This is a genomic window from Allonocardiopsis opalescens, from assembly GCF_003002095.1.
GTDB lineage: Bacteria > Actinomycetota > Actinomycetes > Streptosporangiales > Streptosporangiaceae > Allonocardiopsis > Allonocardiopsis opalescens.
Genome location: NZ_PVZC01000003.1, coordinates 483,575 through 502,455, shown reverse-complemented (window position 1 = coordinate 502,455; position 18,881 = coordinate 483,575). Strand labels below are relative to the sequence as shown.

Below are 18,881 nucleotides of genomic sequence, written 5' to 3'. Positions count from 1 at the left end.
CCTCAGCCGTCGGCGACGGTGCCGTCGGAGGAGACCGACCACACGCGGTCGCCGCCGCGCGGGCCGGCGGCGGCCGCCGCGACCCGGCCGGCGAGGTGCAGGCGGGTGAAGTTCAGCGCCTCGCTGAGGTCGGCGCGGCGCTCCTCGCGGGTGGCCTTGCGGGTGTTGATCTCCAGCACGACCAGGCCGTCGAAGGCGCTCTCGGCGAGGTGCTCCAGCATCGGCGCGCACGGCTGGGTGCCCCGGCCGGGCACCAGGTGCTCGTCACGGTTGGGCACGCCCATGCCGTCGGCCATGTGGACGTGGGCGAGGCGGTCGCCGAGGCGGTGGGCCATGTGCATGGCGTCCGAGCCCGACACGGCGGTGTGGGACAGGTCCAGGGTGACGTGCGGGAAGTCCTGCTCGGTGGGGTCCCAGCCGGGCGAGTAGGGGGCGACCTCGGAGCCGCGCACCCGCACCGGGAACATGTTCTCCACCGCGAACACGACGTCGGTCTCGTCCTGCATGCGGGCCAGCGCCGTCTCGAACTCGCGAGCGTACTCGCGCTGCCAGCGGAACGGCGGGTGCACCACGACCACGCGGGCGCCCAGCTTCTCGGCCATGTCCTTGGACCGCACCAACTTGGCCATCTGGTCGCGCCCCCACACCCGCTGGGTGACCAGCAGGCAGGGCGCGTGCACGGCCAGCACCGGGATCTGGTGGTAGTCGACCAGCCGGCGCAGGACGTCGGCGTCCTGGCTCACGGGGTCGTTGGTGACCAGGACCTCGACGCCGTCATAGCCGAGGCCGGCCGCGACTTCGAAAGCGTCCGGGGCTTTTTCGGGATAGACCGACGCCGTCGACAGTGCGACGAGCGCGTCAGAGACCTGAATAGCGCTCACTCGCCCAAGACTATGCGCTCGGCGTCCCGATTCGGCCCTCGGGCACGAAATAAGTGCTTCGGTGGCCGGAGCGGGCCGTCCGCCCCGGCCCTACCGTGGACGGGTGCGCGAAGCCCTGACGGGGGCGGTGCCCAGCCCGAACATCTGGAACTCCCCCGACGTATACGAACTGGAGAACCGCGCCTTCGACCCCGACGGCGCGGTCGAGGCGGCGATGGCGGAGATCCGGCCGCCGGCCGGCGCCCGCGCGGTCGACATCGGCTGCGGCACCGGCTACCACCTGCCCGGCTTCGCGCGGCGGTGCGCGAGTGTGGTCGGCGTGGAGCCGCACGCCGGACTGGCGCGGGCGGCGCGGCGCCGGATCGAGGGGCTGCCCAACGCGGCGGTGCGTCAGGGCACCGCGCAGCGGCTGCCGCTGCCCGACGCCTCGGCGGACCTGGCGCACGCAAGGTGGGCGTACTTCTTCGGCCCCGGCTGCGAGCCGGGGCTGCGCGAGCTGGAGCGGGTGCTGGCCCGGGGCGGCACCGCCTTCATCGTCGACAACGACGCGAGCACCGGCACCTTCGGCGGCTGGTTCCGGCGCTGGCTGCCGTCCTACGACCCGTCGGCGGTGGAGCGCTTCTGGGCCCGCCAGGGCTTCCAGCGGCGGCCGATCGCGAGCCGCTGGTCCTTCACCGAGCGGGCCCACCTGGAAGCCGTCCTGCGGATCGAGTTCCCGGCCGAGCTGGCCGCCCGCTTCGCCGCCGAGCACCGCGGCCTGGAGGTCGACTACGCCGTCAACCTGTGGTGGCGGGAGTACTGAGCTTCTCTGCCGCGCCTTCGGCGCGGCGGTTCGGCGCGCCTCAAGCCCGTGTCTTCCCTCCCCGTCGGTCCAGACACGAGCGCGCGCCGAACGTGGCGGATGTCCCACCTCGGCGCCGGTTCGCGCTGACGAGCGGCGGTTCGGGGCGCTACGGCGTCCAGTGGGCCGGGCGGTCGAGGGCGGCGGGGACGCGGGTGCGGGCGTCGCCGCGAGCGGCGTCGAGCTGGGAGCGGGTGACGAAGAGGGCGCCGGTGAGGTCGGCGCCGCGCAGGTCGGCGCCGCGCAGCTTCGCGCCCCGCAGCTTCGCGCCGATCAGGTCGGCGCCCCTGCGGTCGGGGGCGCGCCGCCCGGCGCGGGCGCGCGCCCGCTCGCTGGTGCGCAGCAGCAGGGTGTTCACGGTCGCGCGGTGGGCGGCCACGTCCAGGGCGAGCAGTTCGGCGGGCTCCGCGGCGGCCAGCCGCTCGGTGGCGGCGGCGGCCTCGCGCAGCGCCCCGCCCAGCTCGCCGGAGGCTTCGAGGGTCCGCGCCTGCGCCAGGTACCACAGCATCTCGTGCAGCTGGCGCATGACCGGCAGCACCGCGAACATCGTCTCCGCCTGCGCGGGGTGGCGGCGCCAGTCGCGGCCGCCGAAGGTGCGCTGCGAGATCCGCTGGCCGGCGCCGAAGCAGTCGTAGACGGCGCAGCCGGCGTAGCCGCCGGCCCGCAGCCGGGTGTGGATGCCGCAGCGGAAGTCATCGCCGAGGTTCCCGCAGGGCTCGCCGGCCGCCTTGTCGGCGGCGAAGTCGGCCGAGGCGGTGAAGGCGAGCGCGACGCAGCACAGGCCGAAGCAGTTCGCGCAGTCGGCGCGCAGCTCGGAGCCGGCGGCGGGGTGCGGCCGCCCGGCCTGGCGCGTGTCGGACACGGCGGCGCCTCCTGCCCGGTGGGGGCGCCGCCGGGCGCGGAGCGGGCCGCGTGGCCCGCGCCGCGCCGCGGCGGCGCGGACGTGCTGGTCGTCCCAGTATCGGCGACGCGGCCCACCGGACGGGCCGCCGGAGCGGACGGCCGCTAGAGCCGCGCGTCGGCGGCGGCCGGCAGGTCCAGCGCCGCGGCGATGCGCTCGGCGACGACGGTCATGCCGCGGGCGTTGGGGTGCACCGGGGCGGCCGGGTTGGTGACGAGGATGCCCTCCACCCAGCGGTCGGCGTGCGGCCGGCACATGTCGTGGCCGGGCTCGCTGACGCTGACGAACTCGGCGCCGGCCGCCTCGGCCCGCTCGGCGAGGGCGGCGTTCAGCGCGTCCTGGAAGCCGTGCAGGTAGGCGACGTCGCCGTCGGCGATCGGCACCACCGGCCAGCAGCCGCCGCGCTCCGGCAGCAGGTCCAGGTAGCCGACGAGGGCGACGGTGGCCTGCGGCGAGCGCTCGGCGATGCCGGCCAGCACCGACTCGACCTCGTCGGCCACCCCCGGGATGCGCTCGGCCAGCTCGTCGCCGCCCCCGGCGGTGTAGTGGCGCTCGCAGGGGTTGCCGTGCGGGTCGGACAGGCTGAGCGCGGCGCACTCCAGCAGGATGTCTACGAAGCCGGCGTCGTTGCCGCCGATCGTCATGGTGACCAGGCTGGTGTCGTCGGTCAGCGCGTCGAACTGCGGGGCGTTGAGGCCCTGCGCCCGCGTCATGTGCTCGGTGGTCGCGCCCGAGCAGCTGACGTCCTCGAACTCGGCGAAGGGCACCGCGTCGGCCAGCTCGTTCGGATAGTTGTTCGACGAGCGCAGGCAGGTGAGCGGGCCGTCGATCTCCCCGGGGATGAGCGGGCCGGCGGTGAAGGAGTCGCCGAGGGCGACGTAGCGCTGCGTGACCGCGGCGGCGGCACCGGAGGTGTCCGCGTAGGCGGCGGTGGCCGGCAGGAAGGCGGCGGCGACCAGGGCGGCGAGGACGGCGGAGCGGCGGCGCGGCGACGGGCGAGACGGGCGAGTGGACACACGTTCTCCTCATGGGCGGGGCGGAGCCTCGATCCAGAACGTGATCGGACTCACACGTTCCGTCAACGTGCATGGCCGTTACCGGACAGAAGTCGATCACTGCACGGCCGCAAGTCACTACGCATTGTGACCGACCGAGGATGCCCGTGTCCATCGAAGTCCGCCGGAGGCGCCCGAACGGCCCGCGCCGCCCCTCGGCGCACGCACGGGCGCGCGACACGCCCCGCGCGTGTCGCGGGGGATCTTCACACCGCGAAATCCGGGCCGCTCGCACCTAGGCTGAGCTGCGTGGACGCGGCACCGCCGGAAGCGGCCGCCGGCAGATCGCCGCCGTGCCGTCCCCGTGGCGGCCGAAGCGTTCTAGGCTCATCTGCACCACCAGTCACCGAGCCCCCGGGGGAGCCGCGCCATGGCCGACTCGTTCGTGCACCTGCACGTTCATACCGAGTATTCGATGCTCGACGGCGCGGCCCGGCTGAAGCAGCTCTTCCAGGTGGCCCAGGACGAGAAGATGCCGGCGGTCGCGATCACCGACCACGGCAACGTCCACGGCGCCTTCGACTTCCACAAGCAGGCCACCAAGGCCGGCGTGAAGCCGATCATCGGCATCGAGGCCTACGTCGCGCCGGAGTCGCGCTTCCACAAGCAGTCCGTGCGCTGGGGCGACCCGAGCCAGAAGTCCGACGACGTCTCCGGCGGCGGCTTCTACAACCACAAGACGATCTGGGCGCGCGACAAGGAGGGGCTGCACAACCTGTTCCGGCTGTCCAGCCTCGCCTACAAGGAGGGCTTCGCCCGCAAGTGGCCCCGGATGGACCGCGAGCTGATCGCCGAGCACGCCGGGGGGCTGATGGCCACCACCGGCTGCCCCTCCGGCGCGGTGCAGACCCGGCTGCGGCTCGGCCACTACGACGAGGCCGTCAAGGTCGCCGCCGACTACCGCGACATCTTCGGCGCCGAGAACTACTTCGTCGAGATCATGGACCACGGCCTCGACATCGAGCTCAAGGTCCGCGACGGCCTGCTGCGGATCGCCAAGGAGCTGTCGATCCCCTTCGTCGTCACCAACGACTCCCACTACACCTACGCCAACGAGCGCGACGCCCACGACGCGCTGCTGTGCGTGCAGACCGCCTCGCAGATCGCCGACCCCAACCGCTTCCGCTTCGGCGGCGACGGCTACTACCTCAAGAGCGCCGACGAGATGCGCGCCGTCGACACCTCCGACGCCTGGCAGCAGGGCTGCCGCAACACCCTGCTGATCGCCGAGAAGGTCGACCCGGCCGGGATGTTCGACTACCACAACCTGATGCCGGTCTACGGCGTCCCCGAGGGCGAGACCGAGCAGAGCTGGTTCCGCAAGGAGGTCTGGCGCGGCATGGAGCGCCGCTTCCCGGACGGCATCTCCGACGAGTACCGGCGCCAGGTCGAGTACGAGATCGACGTCATCATCCAGAAGGGCTACCCCTCGTACTTCCTGGTGGTGGCCGACTTCATCCAGTGGGCCAAGGCCAACGGCATCCGGGTGGGCCCGGGCCGCGGCTCCGCGGCGGGCGCGATGATCGCCTACGCGCTGGGCATCACCGAACTCGATCCGATGGCCCACTCCCTGTTCTTCGAGCGCTTCCTCAACCCCGAGCGCGAGTCCCCGCCTGACATCGACATCGACTTCGACGAGCGCCGCCGCGGCGACGTCATCCGCTACGTCACCGAGAAGTGGGGCGACGACAAGGTCTCCATGATCGTCACCTTCGGGACGATCAAGGCGAAGGCGGCCGTGAAGGACGCCTCGCGGGTGCTCGGCTTCCCCTACGCGCTGGGCGACCGCATCTCCAAGGCCTTCCCGCCCGCCGTCATGGGCAAGGACATCCCGCTCACCGGCATCTTCGACGACTCCCACCCCCGCCACAACGAGGCCGGGGAGCTGCGCAAGCTCTACGAGGACGACGTCGACGTCAAGCAGGTCATCGACCTCGCCCAGGGCCTCGAGGGGCTGATCCGGCAGACCGGCGTGCACGCCGCCGGCGTGATCATGTCCGCCGAGCCGCTGATCGAGCACATCCCGGTGATGCGCAGGGACAGCGACGGGGTGATCATCACCCAGTTCGACTACCCCACCTGCGAGACGCTCGGCCTGCTGAAGATGGACTTCCTGGGCCTGCGCAACCTCACCATCATCGACGACTGCCTGAAGAACATCGAGGCCAACCGGGGCGAGACCCTCGACCTCACCACCCTGGCGCTGGACGACAAGCCCACCTACGAGCTGCTGGCCCGCGGCGACACCCTGGGCGTGTTCCAGTTCGACGGCGGCCCGATGCGCGCGCTGCTGCGGCTGATGAAGCCCGACAACTTCGAGGACATCTCCGCGGTCGGCGCCCTGTACCGCCCCGGGCCGATGGGCGCGAACTCCCACACCAACTACGCGCTGCGCAAGAACGGCCAGCAGGAGATCACCCCGATCCACCCCGAACTGGAGGACGCCCTCAAGGACATCCTCGCGCCGACCCAGGGCCTGATCGTGTACCAGGAGCAGGTCATGGAGATCGCGCAGAAGGTGGCCGGGTACTCCCTCGGCCAAGCGGACCTGCTCCGCCGCGCGATGGGCAAGAAGAAGAAGGAGGTGCTGGACAAGGAGTTCGTGCCCTTCTCCGAGGGCATGAAGGAGCGCGGCTTCTCCGACCAGGCGATCAAGGCGCTCTGGGACATCCTGGTCCCCTTCTCCGACTACGCCTTCAACAAGGCGCACAGCGCCGCCTACGGCCTGATCTCCTACTGGACCGCCTACCTGAAGGCGAACTACGCCGCCGAGTACATGGCGGCGCTGCTCACCTCCGTCAAGGACGACAAGGACAAGAGCGCGCTCTACCTCAACGAGTGTCGCCGGATGCGCATCAAGGTGCTGCCGCCGGACGTCAACGAATCCGACGCCAACTTCACCCCGCGCGGCGACGACCAGATCAGGTTCGGGCTCACCGCCATCCGCAACGTCGGCGGCAACGTCGTCGACGGAATCGTCGAGGCGCGCGCCAAGAAGGGCCGCTACGCCGACTTCAAGGACTTCCTGCGCAAGGTGCCCGCCCCCGTCTGCAACAAGCGGGTGGTGGAGTCGCTGGTCAAGGCGGGCGCCTTCGACGAGTTCCAGCAGCCCAGGAAGGGCCTGGTCGTCGTGCACGAGCAGGCCATCGACGCCGTGATCGGCATCAAGCGCAACGAGGCCATCGGCCAGGACTCCCTGTTCGGCGGCGGCGACGACGCCGAGGACGTCACCTTCGACGTCCAGGTCCCCGAGGGCGAGTGGGACAAGACCACCCTGCTCGCCTTCGAACGCGAGATGCTCGGCCTCTACGTCTCCGACCACCCCCTGTTCGGCATCGAGCACATCCTCGCCGACGCCGCCGACTGCGCGGTGGCCGAGCTGACCGCCGCCGAGCGCCCCGACGGCCAGGTCGTCACCGTCGGCGGCCTGCTTTCCGGCGTCAACCGCAAGGTCACCAAGCAGGGCAACACCTGGGCGATGGCCCAGCTGGAGGACCTCGGCGGCTCCATCGAGTGCATGTTCTTCCCCAACACCTACCAGCTGTGCTCCCAGGTGCTGGCCGAGGACGCCGTCCTCGTCGTCAAGGGCCGCCTGGACAAGCGCGAGGACACCCCCAAGCTCATCGCCATGGAGGTCACCCAGCCCGACCTGTCCAAGGCCACCGCCGGCACCGGCCCCTTCGTCATCTCCATGCCCGCCGTCAAGGCCGTCCGCCCCGTCGTACCGCAGCTCAAGGAGATCCTCGTCGGCCACCGCGGCCAGACCGAGGTCCACCTCCAACTCCACAACGGCAGCCGCACCCAGGTCTTCCGCCTCAACCGCCGCGTCTCCCCGTCCCCCGAACTCATCGCCGACCTCAAGCAGCTCCTGGGGCCGGCTTGCCTGGGGTGAAATTGCGGAAAACGGAGAAATCGAACCTTCGCTGATCGAAAGCGAATAACTCCATATGCTCGTCCGACCTGTGAAAAAATTCTGTCGGTCCGCCATTACGACAGAATGAACCAGGTTGAGCAGCCCGATGACCGACGCCCCGCCCCGGCACGCCTACGGTGACGAGTCGTTCAAGGAGGCGGCCGACGGCACGGGCTACTACGTCCTCGCGGCGGTCGTCGTCGATCCCGGGTGGCACCGGAACTGCGCGACCGGATGCGTGCTCTCCGCCGCCCCGTCACGGCGCCCAAGCTCCACTGGGCGGACCTCCAGGAGCCGGACCGCGCGAAGGTCGTCCAGGTCGTGGCCGAACTCCGGGCCGAGTATCTGGTGGTCGTCGGTACCCCCGTCGACCTGCGCCGGCAGGAGCGCGCACGACGCAAGTGCCTGGAGCGGATGCTCGAACACCTGCAGAGTTGGAATGTCGGGCTCTACCTGCTGGAGCAGCGGACCGAACTGCTCAACAAGAAGGACATGAACACCGTCAACGCGGCGCGTCAGAGCAGGCGTATCACCGGTTCCATCCGGCTCGAGCACGTGGCGCCGTCGACGGAGCCGCTCGCCTGGGTCGCCGACGTCATAGCCGCCGTACGAGCGCGTGCCAAAAGTGGGCGGAAGGACTACGGCGAGCTGCTCCAGGACAAGCTCGTTGAAGACGAACTGGATCTTCTGTGAGCCCATACAGCGCGAAGGCCGAGATCCCGGTATACCCCGGGGGTTCTCGGCCCCACTTCTGGACCTCTAGCAGAAACCAGCTGCAAAGGAGTGTACCGAATTTCGTCCACCCAAAACAGCGGTACGCGCGCCTGGATACAGCGATGGCCATGGAATCAATCCAGTACACACCCGAGCCGACGGCGACTGGGAGCGGGAAGGCCGAGATCCCGGTATACCTCGGGGGTTCTCGGCCCCACTTCCACACCTCCGCATGAGGCGGGCTGACAGCAGCCGTATCCGATTCCGTCCCCTGAGAACAGGCTCTCGTGCCTACCACTACCTGTACGGCAGGTCCGTCAGGCGGCCGGTGGCGCGGGCGGGCCCGCGGCCGTCGAGTCTGGGGACGCGCAGGCGGCTGTCGAAGCAGACGGACGAGGTGGCGCCGGCCGGCCGCGATCGACAGCAGAGTGCTCTTGCGCGCGCCGGTGGGGCGACCACGACCCAGCCCTCGCCCGGCCCGCACCCGCCAGTCGGCGCCGTCCAGCAGCCGCCTGCCGCCGGGCCCCCGCACGGCCGCCCCGGCCAGGTCCAGCACGGGGCCGCCGCCGGGGCGTGTGCGCGGCCGGAGCGCTCATTCCCCAGTCGTCCCGTCGACCAGTTCGCGGATGGCGTCGAGGTGGCCGTTGTGGCGGGCGGTCTCCTCGATCATGTGCACCAGGACGTACCGGAGGGTGACGCGGGACTCGCCGCGCGGGCGGGCGCCGTGCTCCCCCAGGTCGAGGCCGACCGCGATCTCGCGGGACAGCTCGCACTGGCGCTCGTAGTCGGCGAGCAGCTCGGCTATCGGTGCGTCCGCGCCGGCGCGGAAGTCGGCGTCGGGGTCGTCGGGGGTGTAGGGCGCGCGGGCGGGGCGGCCGAGCATGACGACCTCGAACCAGTAGCTCTCCACCCAGCGCAGGTGGCTCACCAGCCCGGCGGCGCTCATCAGTGGTGAGCCGGGCAGCGGCGCCTCCCTGGCGGCGGCGTCCAGCCCGGTGCACTTGACCCGCACGGTGGCGCGGTGCCAGTCCAGCCAGCTGTTCAGCATGGTGCGCTCGTCAGCGTCGTACGGCGGATCGACGCGCAGCTCGGTGACCATGCCCGGCATTGTCGCAGCCGCGGCCCGAACGCGTCGTCGGGCGCGCCCCGCCCGCACCGCCGTCCCGGGCCGCACCCGACGTCCGCCGGCCAGGGCCGCACCGTCCGGGCGGCGGCTCCGCACCGTGCCGGAACCGGAATCACGAGTGCGTACCCCCGCCCACCCTGGGGGGCACCCCTGTGACAATTCTTCCGCTCCGGCCTGCGCCTCGACAGGCCCGCGCACAGGGTGTGGACAACTCTCCGCTCGGCCGCACTCCTGTGGACGGCGGCCTGGCCCGAACGGCGGCGGTGTGGTGGACTGGCCGGTCGCGCGGCGGCCGGAACCGCTACGCGCGACCGCCCGCGCGGCCCGGACCGGTCCGGGCCGCGCGGGCGGCCACCGGCCGTCGTCCAGCGTGCGGCCGTCCTCGTCCGGGCGGCTACTCGGGCGCACCGCCATCGAGGTTGACGACGGTGTCGCCCTCCGGTTCGCCGGTGGGCTCCTCCTCGTCGGCGGAGTCGTCCCCGTCGGCCGGCCGGGCCTCGTCGAACTCCTCCGGGTACCGCTCGCGGTACTCAGGGGTGTCCGGGACGTAGCGGAACAGCTCGATGCGGTCGCGGGCGTCGTTGGGGACGGCCATGCCGCAGTCGACCGCGCCGCCGGGGGGCGGGGCGACGGTCCAGTGGTCGAGGCCGTGCCGGTCCAGCGCCTCCTCCATCCGCGCGCCGAGGTCCGCGAGCGGGATGCACTCGTCCACGGGCTGCGCCGTCTCGTGCAGCTCCTGGGCGAGGGCGCGGACCGCGACGGCCTCCGCGCGCTCGGTCTCGGTGGCCTCGCGCACCGGTTCCAGGCCGATGTCGGCGCACTCCCCGGCGGCCAGCGGGTAGACCCCCACCCAGCCGCCCTCGTCGATGCAGGCGACCAGGCGGCCCGGGTCGCGCGGCTCGCCGTGCAGCATGCCGTCCCCGTCCAGCTCCGTCCGGATGGCGCCCGCCAGCCACTGCTCCCGGCAGAAGTCGACGGGGTCCTGGTCGGTGGTCTGCCACATCCAGGAGATGTCGTTCCCGCTGCCCGGCCCCTCGCCGCTGGTGTGGCAGCTCAGCTGGGTGGCGACGGGCGCGCCGCCGCCGTCCCACACGTAGGTGGCGACGGCCGCCCCGCCCCCGGCCAGGACGAGGGCGCCCGCGGCGCCGACCGCCCACCGGCCCAGGCGCCGCCGGCCCGGCCGCGCGTCGCGTTCGATCTCGCTCATCAGGTGGTCCTTCCGCTGGGCGAAACGGGCCGCGGGAAGGTCCTTCTCCGGCACTGGCGTGTTCGTCATGTCCCCTCCTCCGAGACCCGGAGCGCGGTGCCGCGCCCACCCCATCCGTGTCCGCCGCGCCCGGCGGGTTCCGCCGCGTCCCCGGCCCCGTCCTCGGCCGCCGCTCCGAGCGCCCGCAGCCGCGCCTTCGCGCGCGAGAGCCGGGAGCGCACCGTGCCGACGGGCACCCCGAGGGCGACGGCGGCCTCCGCGTAGCCGAGCCCCGACCACAGGCACAGCTCCACCACCTCGCGGTAGCGCAGCGGCAGCCGCTCCATCGCGGCCGCCAGCCGCCGCATCCGGCGCTCCAGGTCCACCCGCTCGGCCACGCCCTCGGCGGGGTCGGGCTCGGCGGGCGGCGCGGGCAGCCTGGCCAGCGCGGCGGCGTGTCGCCGCAGTGAGCGCCGCCGGTTGCGCAGCACGTTGTTGGCCACGCCGAGCAGCCACGGCAGCGCCGAGTCGCGCTCGACGCGCACCTCGCCGCGGCGCCGCCACGCCTCCAGGAAGACCACCGAGACCAGGTCCTCGGCGGCGGACCAGTCCGCGGTGCGGCGGAAGCAGTGGTTGTAGACGGCGCGCGCGTGCCGCTCGAAGAGCGCGCCGAAGGCCTCCGCGCGCCCGTCGGCGGCCAGCCGCCACAGCTCGCCGTCGGTCGATGCCTGTTCCATCACATCCCCTCCGTGTCCGCACGCCCCGTCCGGGTTCCCGCACCGCCGTGAACACGGGCTTCGGCCGCTCCGGACCGGCGGCGCAAGGTCACCGGCGCGCCCGAAAGCGGACATGTCGCGGCAAGCGGTGAAGAGTATCTTGGCGAGCGTGACTTCTGAGGCGATGTGGCAGATCGAACCGTCCGGCCCGCTGCGCGGCGACATCAGCGTCCGCGGCGCGAAGAACGGCGTCACCAAGCACCTGGTGGCCGCGATGCTGGGCGACTCCCCCAGCACGCTGCGCAACACCCCCGACGTGGGCGACGTGGCGATCACCGCGGCCATGCTGGAATCCCTGGGCATGGGCGTGGAGCGCTCCGACGGCGAGATCACCGTCGTGCCGGGCCCGGTCGCCGAGCCGCGGGTGCCCGAGGCATTCACCGGCCTGAACCGCATCCCGATCCTGATGCTCGGCCCGCTGCTGCACCTCACCGGCGAGGCCGAGCTGCCGCTGGTCGGCGGCGATCCCATCGGCCGGCGCCCCGTCGACTTCCACGTCGACGCGCTGCGCCGCTTCGGCGCCGAGGTGCGCGTCGACGAGAACGGGGTGACGGCCAAGGCCAGCCGGCTGCACGGCGCCCGCATCGACCTGCCGTACCCGAGCGTCGGCGCCACCGAGACGGTGCTGCTCACCGCGGTGCTGGCCCAGGGCAAGACCGTGCTGCGCGGCGCGGCGCTGGAGCCGGAGATCATCGACCTCGCGCTCTTCCTGCAGCGGATGGGCGCCCGGATCGAGATGAGCCCCGACCGCCGCTTCGTGATCGAGGGCGTCGACCGGCTGCACGGCGCCACCACCACCCTCGGCGGCGACCGCCTCGAAGCCTTCTCCTACCTGGTCGCGGGCCTGATCACCGGCGGCGAGGTGCGGGTGCACGGCTGCCCGCAGGACCGCCTGGTCACCGCGCTGACCACCCTGGCCAAGATGGGCGCCCGCTTCGAGATCACCGACGACTGGGTGATGGGCTCGGCGCCCGACGGCCTGCGCTCGGCCGCGGTGCACACCGACACCTACCCGGGCTTCGTCACCGACTGGCAGACGCCGCTGGTGGTGCTGTTCACCCAGGCCGAGGGCATGTCGGTGCTGCACGAGACCGTCTTCGAGAACCGCCTGGTGTACGTGCCGGCGCTGCAGAGCATGGGCTGCGAGATCGAGGTCTTCGACACCTGCCTGGGCGGGCCGGCCTGCCGCTTCCACGACACCAACGCCATCCACTCCGCGGTGGTGCGCGGAGTGTCGAAGCTGCGCGGCGCCGACGTCACCATGCCCGACGTGCGCGCGGGCTTCTCCGCGGTGCTGGCGGCGGCGGTGGCGGGCAGCCCCTCGACGCTGCGCGGGGTGCACCACATCGAGCGCGGCTACCACCACCCGCTGGAGCAGTTCAGCGAACTGGGCCTGCACGTGCGCCGGGTGCAGCCCGCCGGCTGAGCGCCCGCCCGCGCCGCCGTCAGGCCCCGGCGCGGGCCAGCACCTCGGCGGCCGAGGCGGAGCCGGGCGCGGCCCCGGTGCGGGCCAGCCGCCGGGTGAGGCGCTGCAGTTCGGCGTTGACGGGCGTCGGCACACCGTGCAGCCGCCCGAGGAGCGCGATCTCGCCGTTGAGGTAGTCGCCTTCGGCGCGGCCCGCGCCGCGCCGCAGGCTCTGCCAGGTGGAGCCGCGGGTGGCCGCGTCCGGCCTCGGCTCGGTCCGGGTGAGCGCGGCGTAGTCGGCCCAGAACTCTTCGGCGGGCAGCGGGTCCACCCCGATGGCGGCCAGGACGGCGCGGCCCTCATCCTCGGCCAGCCGGCGCAGCCGGGCGGCGTCGGCGTCGAGTTCGCCGTGCGCGTCGGCTCCGAAGGCCGCCTCGACGGCGTTGGCGAGGTTGCCCAGCAGCTTGGTGTACTTCAGCCGCATGATGTCGGGCCGCACCCGCGACAGCGCACCGGAGGCGGTGACGGCCTCGGCGATGCGCTCGGCGGTGCCGTCGCCGCCGTGCGGGTACCGGCCGAGGTCGAAGACGCCGTAGTAGGGCTCGGTGAAGGCGCTGACCGCGCCGGGCTCCAGGTGGGTGGCCGGGCAGAGCACGCACATGCCGTACACCTCGGCGAAGTGGCGCAGGGCCAGCCGCTCGTTCTCGACGCCGTTCTGCGCGCAGACCACCGCGATGCCGGGCGGCGCCGCGTCGGCCAGCGCCTCGACGGCGGCCGGGGTGTCCTGCGACTTCATCGCGAGGATGACGGTGTCGCCCGCGCGCAGGCCGGCGGACGCGGGGTCCTCGGCGGTGCGCACCCGGACCGTCTCGGTACGTCCGGCGATCTCCATGCGCAGGCCGTTCTCGCGGATCGCGGCGAGGTTGGCGCCCCGCGCGATCAGCACGGTGTCCTCCCCGGCACGCGCGAGCGAGCCGCCGAGCAGCCCGCCGATGGCCCCCGCCCCGTACACCACGAACGCCATCGCGCCTCCTCGCTGCCGCCGGGCCGCCCGCGGGCGTCCGCCGCGGGCCGCCTCCCAACTTAGCGATCACCGTCCGGACGGCGGCGGGCGGCACGGGGCAGCGCCGTCCGGCTCCTCTTCCTCGCGGAGGCCACTTGCCAGTCTCCAGTTACCGATATATCGTCAACGTATCGCGATAACTCTAAGACGTTCGAAGATGCAAAGGAGAGTGTCATGGGCATGCCACACGCGATGCCGGGCCCGGAGCAGGGCCGGTGGGCGATGTTCTGGAAGGGCCCCTGGGGCGAGTCCGGCGGCTGGGGCGGCCGGCGCGAAGCCGACCCCTCGGAGCCGATGAGCCGCGCCGAGCACCACGGCGAGGGCGGCGGCAGGCGCCGCGGACGGCGGCGCGGGCCCTTCGGCGGCCCCGGCGGCCCCGGTGGCCCCGGCGGCCCCTTCCCGCCCGGCCCGTTCGGCCCGTTCATGTTCGGCGGCTTCCACGGCGGACCCGGCGGGCCTCCGCGCCGGCCGCGGGTGCGGCGCGGAGACGTGCGGGCCGGCATCCTGCTGCTGCTCGCCGAGCGCGAGCGCAACGGCTACCAGCTCATCCGCGAGCTGGCCGAGCGCAGCCACGGCATGTGGCGGCCGAGCCCCGGCTCGGTGTACCCGGCGCTGCAGCAGCTGGAGGAGGAGGGCCTGGTCCAGCCGGCCGAGAACGGCTTCACGCTCACCCAGGCCGGCCGCGACTACCTCGAGGAGCGCGCCGGTTCGCTGACCCCGCCCTGGGAGATCGCCGCCGGCTCCGTCGACGAGAGCGCCTACGAGCTGCACGAACTCCTGGCGCACCTGCACTCGGCCGCCGCCCAGGTGAGCGCGGCCGGCAGCCCCGCGCAGATCGAGGCGGCCCAGCGGGTGCTGCGCGAGACGCGCCGCTCGCTGTACCGCATCCTCGCCGACGAGCCCGGCGACGAGGACGCCGACGGCGAGCGCGGGGAGCCGGCGGAGTCCTGACCCGCCGCGCCGCCGACGGTGGCCGCGGGGGCTGCACCGCCGGCGGCGCCGGGCAGGGAAGGGCTCCGTCCGGCATGGACGGAGCCCTTCTCCGTGCGCGCGGGAGTTCCGGGCGGCTCAGCGCGACGGCCCGTAGGTGAGTCGGCGCAGCGCCGCCTCGGCCGGCCCGCGCATGTCCCGGCGGCGCATCAGCTCGGCGAGCAGCACGGTGGTCAGCCACACGGCCACCGCGACGCCCGCGCCGACGGCCGGCGAGGTCAGCGGCAGGTCCAGCGTGTAGGAGGAGAAGAGCACCGCCCACGCCACCGACTGGGCCAGGTAGAAGGTCATGGAGCGGCGGCCGAGCGCGGCCAGCGCCGTGGTCGCCGGCCCCTGCCGGTGGCCGGGGCGGACGGCGGCCAGGGCGATCAGCGCCGCGTAGCCCAGGCCGCCCGCGTAGCCGCTCACCTGGTGCAGAGCGGTGGTGACCAGCACGTCCCCGGGTGAGGCGCCGGCCCACACCCCCGCCTCGTCCAGGGCCAGGGGGAGCCCGCCCAGGGCGGCCAGGGGGACGCCGATGAACGCGACCGCGCGCAGCAGCCGCAGGTGTTCGTGCGGCCGGTCCAGGAGCCGGTGCCGGGCCGCCAGCACCCCGATCACGAACGGGACCAGGGTGCTGATGAACATCATCACGCCCAGGATCGAGAACAGGGACAGGCGGAAGAGGAGTTCGTTGACGAAGCCGTCCGGCAGCCGCGGCATACCGCCGCCCGTCATGGCGTCGTCGGCGGCGACCAGGGCGTGCGCGGCCGCGGCCACCGGGAGCCAGAGCACCGCCAGCAGCACCAGGGTGCGGTCGCGCAGCCGCAGCACGCCGACCAGGAGCAGCGCCACCAGGCCGTAGACGGCCAGGATGTCCCCGGGGAAGAGCAGCACGGTGTGCGCCAGCCCGAAGACGACCAGCCAGAGGCCGCGCCGGCGCAGCAGGCGGCGGATCCGGGGCCAGGCCAGTCCCTGTTCGCGGCAGCGGCGGTGGATCTGGGCGAGGCCGTAGCCGAACAGGGCCGCGAACATGGGATAGCCGCGCAGGTCGACGAACATGACCGTGCCCGCGGTGGCGATCCGGTCCGCGACGGTGGGCGCCTTGTCGGGGCCGCCGATGAACACGGTGAACAGGTGGGCGTGCGCGAGCGCGATGACCAGCAGCATGACGCCGCGGGCCAGGTCCGGGGCCAGGGCGCGGCGGTCGAGCGCGAGCGGGCGTGCCGGGCCGTCCGAGGCGGCGTGCTCGGACGTGGGCGTGCGGGACATGGTGGCCTCCGGAAGGGCCGTGGGTTCACGGGAGTTGGACGGCGTACACGAGCCGAGCAGTCGACTGCACACTTCGATGCGGCACGCGTGCGCGTACACAATAAACAGCCAATCCCGTCCAAGCAAAGCCGTTTTTGCTGGTCATTCCAGGCCATCGCACTAGTGCACCATGGACGGAGAGGAGTTCCGTCGGCGCGTTCCGGCGTCCCGGGCCAGGTGCGCCCCGACGCCATGTGCACTAGTACACTCGGTGGGAGTGGAACAGGATCGGAAGGGGAGGCCGATGTCCGCGGCCGCGCCGGACTCCCAAGGGGAGTTGCCGCCCTACGCACGGGTCGTCGCCGACATCCGGGCACGGATCGGTGCCGGGGAGCTGCGGCCGGGCGAGCGGGTGCCCTCGACCAGGGAGATCGTCCGCGAGTGGGGGGTGGCCATGGCCACCGCCACCAAGGCGCTGGCGGCCCTGCGCCGGGAGGGCCTGGTCGAAGCGGTGCGCGGGGTGGGCACCGTCGTGCGGGGCGCGCCCGCCCCGGCCGCGAGGCCGCCCGGCCCCCATGGGAGGCGGGAGCCCTCGCGTCCGCCGGAGAGTGCCGAGCGCCGTCCCGGCGCCAAGGCCGCGCTGACCAGGGAGGCCATCATCGGCGCCGCGATCGCCATCGCCGACGCCGAGGGCGTCGACGGCCTGTCCATGCGCAGGGTCTCCACCGAACTGCGGGTGAGCACCATGGCCCTGTACCGCCACGTCGCCAGCAAGGACGCCCTGGTTACGGCGATGATCGACCAGATCTACACCGAGCGGGCGCTGCCCGAGCCGCCGCCCGGCGACTGGCGCGAAGCCCTCGAACTGGCGCTGCGGGCCGAGTGGGACATCTACCGGAGGCACCCCTGGGCCGTCCGGCTGACCCCGCTCGCCGGGTCGGTCCAGGCCCCCGGGCTGGTGCAGAACGCCGAGTGGATGATGAGGGTCATCACGGCCCAGGGGCGCTCCCCGGACGAGGCCATGGCGATCCTCACCTTCGTGTCCGCCTACACCTCCGGCATGGCGCTCCAGGGCACCCGGGCGGTGGTGGAGGAGTACGAGTTCGGGCTGGACGCCGAACACTGGTGGCGGTCACGGGGCCAGGAGTTCCTGCGGATCGCCGCCCAGGGCGGCTTTCCCCTCACCTTCAGCATCTCGGGGCCGCCCGACGTGCACGCCCTCTTCGAGCTCGGCATGAAGCACCTGCTCGACGGACTCGCGCCCTTGATTGAGTCGGGACGCTGACCGGCCACGGGGCGCCGCTCCCGACCGCGCCCTCGCCCTGGCAGGAGCCGTCGACCGGTCCGACCGGCCTCTGCGGCGGCACTCCTGACCACTCGTCCCCCCGAGACCGCAGCGGCCGGGCGGTACGCCCCGCCCTCGCGGCGAGCGCGAACGCGTGCCCCCGCCGTCCCCGTACCGGGACGGCGCGCCGCCCGCCGCCGCACCCCCGGCCGGGCCGTGCGCGACCGACCAGTCGACCACACCGCCGCCGTGCCCGCCGGCCCACCGTCCACAGACACGCAGCCCACCCGAAACTTATCCACACCCTGTGCACAGCACCACCCATGCACAAGCCAGAGCGGAAGAACTGTCACAGGGGTGCCCCCAGGGTGGGCGGGGGTATGCACTCCGTCCTCCGCCCGACCCTCGCGCGCCGATCCGCCCCGGCTACCCACGCCGGGCTCCAGGGCCCGGCGGCGGCCCGCTCAGCCGGCCGACGCGCCCCGCGCCGCCGCGTACGCCTCCAGCTCCGCCAGGTAGCCGTCCTTCACCGCGCGCGGCAGCCACGCGATCTCGAAGGCGTTGCGCTCGAACCGGACCAGCTCCTCGGCGGTCAGGTCCAGCTCCTCGTAGACCCGCACCAGGTTCTCCTGCACGTAGCCGCCGAAGTACGCCGGATCGTCGGAGTTGATGGTCACCCGCAGCCCCAGGTCCAGCATCCGCCGGATCTCGGCCGCCTTGGCGCCCTCCACCACGAAGCCGTTGGAGATCGGGCAGACCGTCAGCCCCAGGCCGCGCCTGGCGATCTCGTCCACCAGCGCCTGGTCCTCCAGCGCGTTCACCCCGTGGTCGATGCGGTCCACCCCGATCAGCTCCAGGCACTGCCGGATGTGCTCGGTCGTGTCGGGCTGGTCCACATCGCAGTGCATCGTCAGCCGGTACCCCTCGCGCCGCGCCCGCTCGAACACGGCGGCGAACTTGGCCGGCGGGTTGCCCCGCTCGTCGGAGTCCAGCCCGACCCCCGCGATCCACTGCCGGTACGGCAGCGACTCCAGCAGCGTCGCCATCGCGAACTCGGCCTGGTAGTCGCGCAGGAAGCACATGATCAGCTGGGCCCGCACGCCCAGGCGCGCCTCGGCGTCGCCGATCGCGCGGGCCAGCCCCCGGATCACCACGTCGAAGGGCACACCCCGCCCGGTGTGCGCCTGCGGGTCGAAGAAGATCTCCGCGTACCGGACGTTCTGCGCCGCCGCCTTCTCCAGGTAGGCCGTCGCCAGCTCGTAGAAGTCGGGCTCGGTGCGCAGCACCCCCATGCCGTCGTAGTAGACGGCCAGGAACGACGCCAGGCTGTCGAACTCGTAGGACGCGCGCATCTCGGCCACCGACGCGTACGGCAGCTCCACGCCGTTGCGGCGGGCCAGCTCGAACCTGAGCTCCGGCTCCAGCGTGCCCTCGATGTGCAGGTGCAGCTCGCACTTTGGCAGGCCGGCGATGAAGTCGTGCACGGATCCCCCGTTCGGTCGCGGACGGCGCGGC

Annotated in this window: 15 protein-coding genes; 6 read left to right on the top strand and 9 right to left on the bottom strand. The window is 73.0% G+C overall.

Features of this window, described 5'->3' with window-relative positions; translation table 11 throughout:
• Positions 1-2 precede the first annotated feature (2 nt).
• Positions 3-881, bottom strand: coding sequence for a sugar phosphate isomerase/epimerase family protein (locus tag CLV72_RS12370; RefSeq protein WP_106244860.1), 879 nt, complete (start codon positions 879-881; stop codon positions 3-5).
• Between the two features lie 103 nt (positions 882-984).
• Here CLV72_RS12370 and CLV72_RS12365 point away from each other — a divergent pair, with 103 nt between their 5' ends.
• Positions 985-1,683, top strand: coding sequence for a class I SAM-dependent methyltransferase (locus tag CLV72_RS12365; RefSeq protein WP_106244857.1), 699 nt, complete (start codon positions 985-987; stop codon positions 1,681-1,683).
• 148 nt (positions 1,684-1,831) lie between these two features.
• On the opposite strand, the gene CLV72_RS12360 is transcribed toward CLV72_RS12365, so the two are convergent.
• Together CLV72_RS12360 and CLV72_RS12355 are read right to left on the bottom strand one after the other, a co-directional pair.
• Complete coding sequence (locus CLV72_RS12360; protein WP_106244854.1) at positions 1,832-2,584, bottom strand: pentapeptide repeat-containing protein; 753 nt, start codon at positions 2,582-2,584, stop codon at positions 1,832-1,834.
• Positions 2,585-2,727: 143 nt separating this feature from the next.
• A complete protein-coding gene (locus CLV72_RS12355; protein WP_106244852.1) occupies positions 2,728-3,639 on the bottom strand; it encodes an SGNH/GDSL hydrolase family protein in 912 nt (303 codons plus the stop codon).
• Between the two features lie 409 nt (positions 3,640-4,048).
• Between CLV72_RS12355 and dnaE the strand changes: the two genes are divergently transcribed.
• Together dnaE and CLV72_RS12345 are read left to right on the top strand one after the other, a co-directional pair.
• Positions 4,049-7,570: a DNA polymerase III subunit alpha gene (dnaE, locus tag CLV72_RS12350; RefSeq protein ID WP_106244850.1), complete on the top strand. Its 3,522-nt coding sequence runs from the start codon at positions 4,049-4,051 to the stop codon at positions 7,568-7,570.
• Positions 7,571-7,801: 231 nt separating this feature from the next.
• Positions 7,802-8,284 carry a hypothetical protein gene (locus CLV72_RS12345; protein ID WP_146159434.1) on the top strand — a complete coding sequence of 161 codons (483 nt, stop codon included), beginning with the start codon at positions 7,802-7,804 and terminating at the stop codon, positions 8,282-8,284.
• 613 nt (positions 8,285-8,897) lie between these two features.
• On the opposite strand, the gene CLV72_RS12340 is transcribed toward CLV72_RS12345, so the two are convergent.
• The 3 genes from CLV72_RS12340 to CLV72_RS12330 all read right to left on the bottom strand — a co-directional run bounded on the left by CLV72_RS12340 (position 8,898) and on the right by CLV72_RS12330 (position 11,354).
• Positions 8,898-9,404: a DinB family protein gene (locus tag CLV72_RS12340; RefSeq protein WP_425428061.1), complete on the bottom strand. Its 507-nt coding sequence runs from the start codon at positions 9,402-9,404 to the stop codon at positions 8,898-8,900.
• A 421-nt stretch (positions 9,405-9,825) separates the two neighbouring features.
• Positions 9,826-10,707 (bottom strand): hypothetical protein, encoded by an 882-nt coding sequence (locus tag CLV72_RS12335; RefSeq protein WP_146159433.1) that lies wholly within the window; start codon positions 10,705-10,707, stop codon positions 9,826-9,828.
• The gene (locus CLV72_RS12330) at positions 10,704-11,354 is read right to left on the bottom strand and encodes an RNA polymerase sigma factor (protein ID WP_106244841.1); all 651 of its coding nucleotides are present in this window, start codon (positions 11,352-11,354) and stop codon (positions 10,704-10,706) included. Before CLV72_RS12330 ends, CLV72_RS12335 begins: the two co-directional genes overlap by 4 nt.
• 148 nt (positions 11,355-11,502) lie before the next feature.
• On the opposite strand from CLV72_RS12330, the gene murA reads away from it, so the two are divergent.
• Complete coding sequence (murA, locus tag CLV72_RS12325) at positions 11,503-12,819, top strand: UDP-N-acetylglucosamine 1-carboxyvinyltransferase (protein WP_245930125.1); 1,317 nt, start codon at positions 11,503-11,505, stop codon at positions 12,817-12,819.
• Between the two features lie 19 nt (positions 12,820-12,838).
• Here murA and CLV72_RS12320 read toward each other — a convergent pair whose 3' ends face one another.
• Positions 12,839-13,822 (bottom strand): ketopantoate reductase family protein, encoded by a 984-nt coding sequence (locus CLV72_RS12320; RefSeq protein WP_106244837.1) that lies wholly within the window; start codon positions 13,820-13,822, stop codon positions 12,839-12,841.
• 213 nt (positions 13,823-14,035) lie between these two features.
• Between CLV72_RS12320 and CLV72_RS12315 the strand changes: the two genes are divergently transcribed.
• The gene (locus CLV72_RS12315; RefSeq protein WP_245930124.1) at positions 14,036-14,812 is read left to right on the top strand and encodes a PadR family transcriptional regulator; all 777 of its coding nucleotides are present in this window, start codon (positions 14,036-14,038) and stop codon (positions 14,810-14,812) included.
• 117 nt (positions 14,813-14,929) lie between these two features.
• Here the strand turns inward: CLV72_RS12315 and CLV72_RS12310 are convergent, their stop codons facing one another.
• On the bottom strand, positions 14,930-16,102 hold the full coding sequence (locus tag CLV72_RS12310; protein WP_106244835.1) for a DUF418 domain-containing protein: 1,173 nt from the start codon (positions 16,100-16,102) through the stop codon (positions 14,930-14,932).
• A gap of 283 nt (positions 16,103-16,385) precedes the next feature.
• Here CLV72_RS12310 and CLV72_RS12305 point away from each other — a divergent pair, with 283 nt between their 5' ends.
• Positions 16,386-17,366 (top strand): GntR family transcriptional regulator, encoded by a 981-nt coding sequence (locus CLV72_RS12305; protein ID WP_106244833.1) that lies wholly within the window; start codon positions 16,386-16,388, stop codon positions 17,364-17,366.
• A gap of 464 nt (positions 17,367-17,830) precedes the next feature.
• Here CLV72_RS12305 and CLV72_RS12300 read toward each other — a convergent pair whose 3' ends face one another.
• Entirely contained in the window at positions 17,831-18,850 is a 1,020-nt protein-coding gene (locus CLV72_RS12300) for an adenosine deaminase (RefSeq protein ID WP_106244830.1), read from the bottom strand.
• Positions 18,851-18,881: the final 31 nt, after the last annotated feature.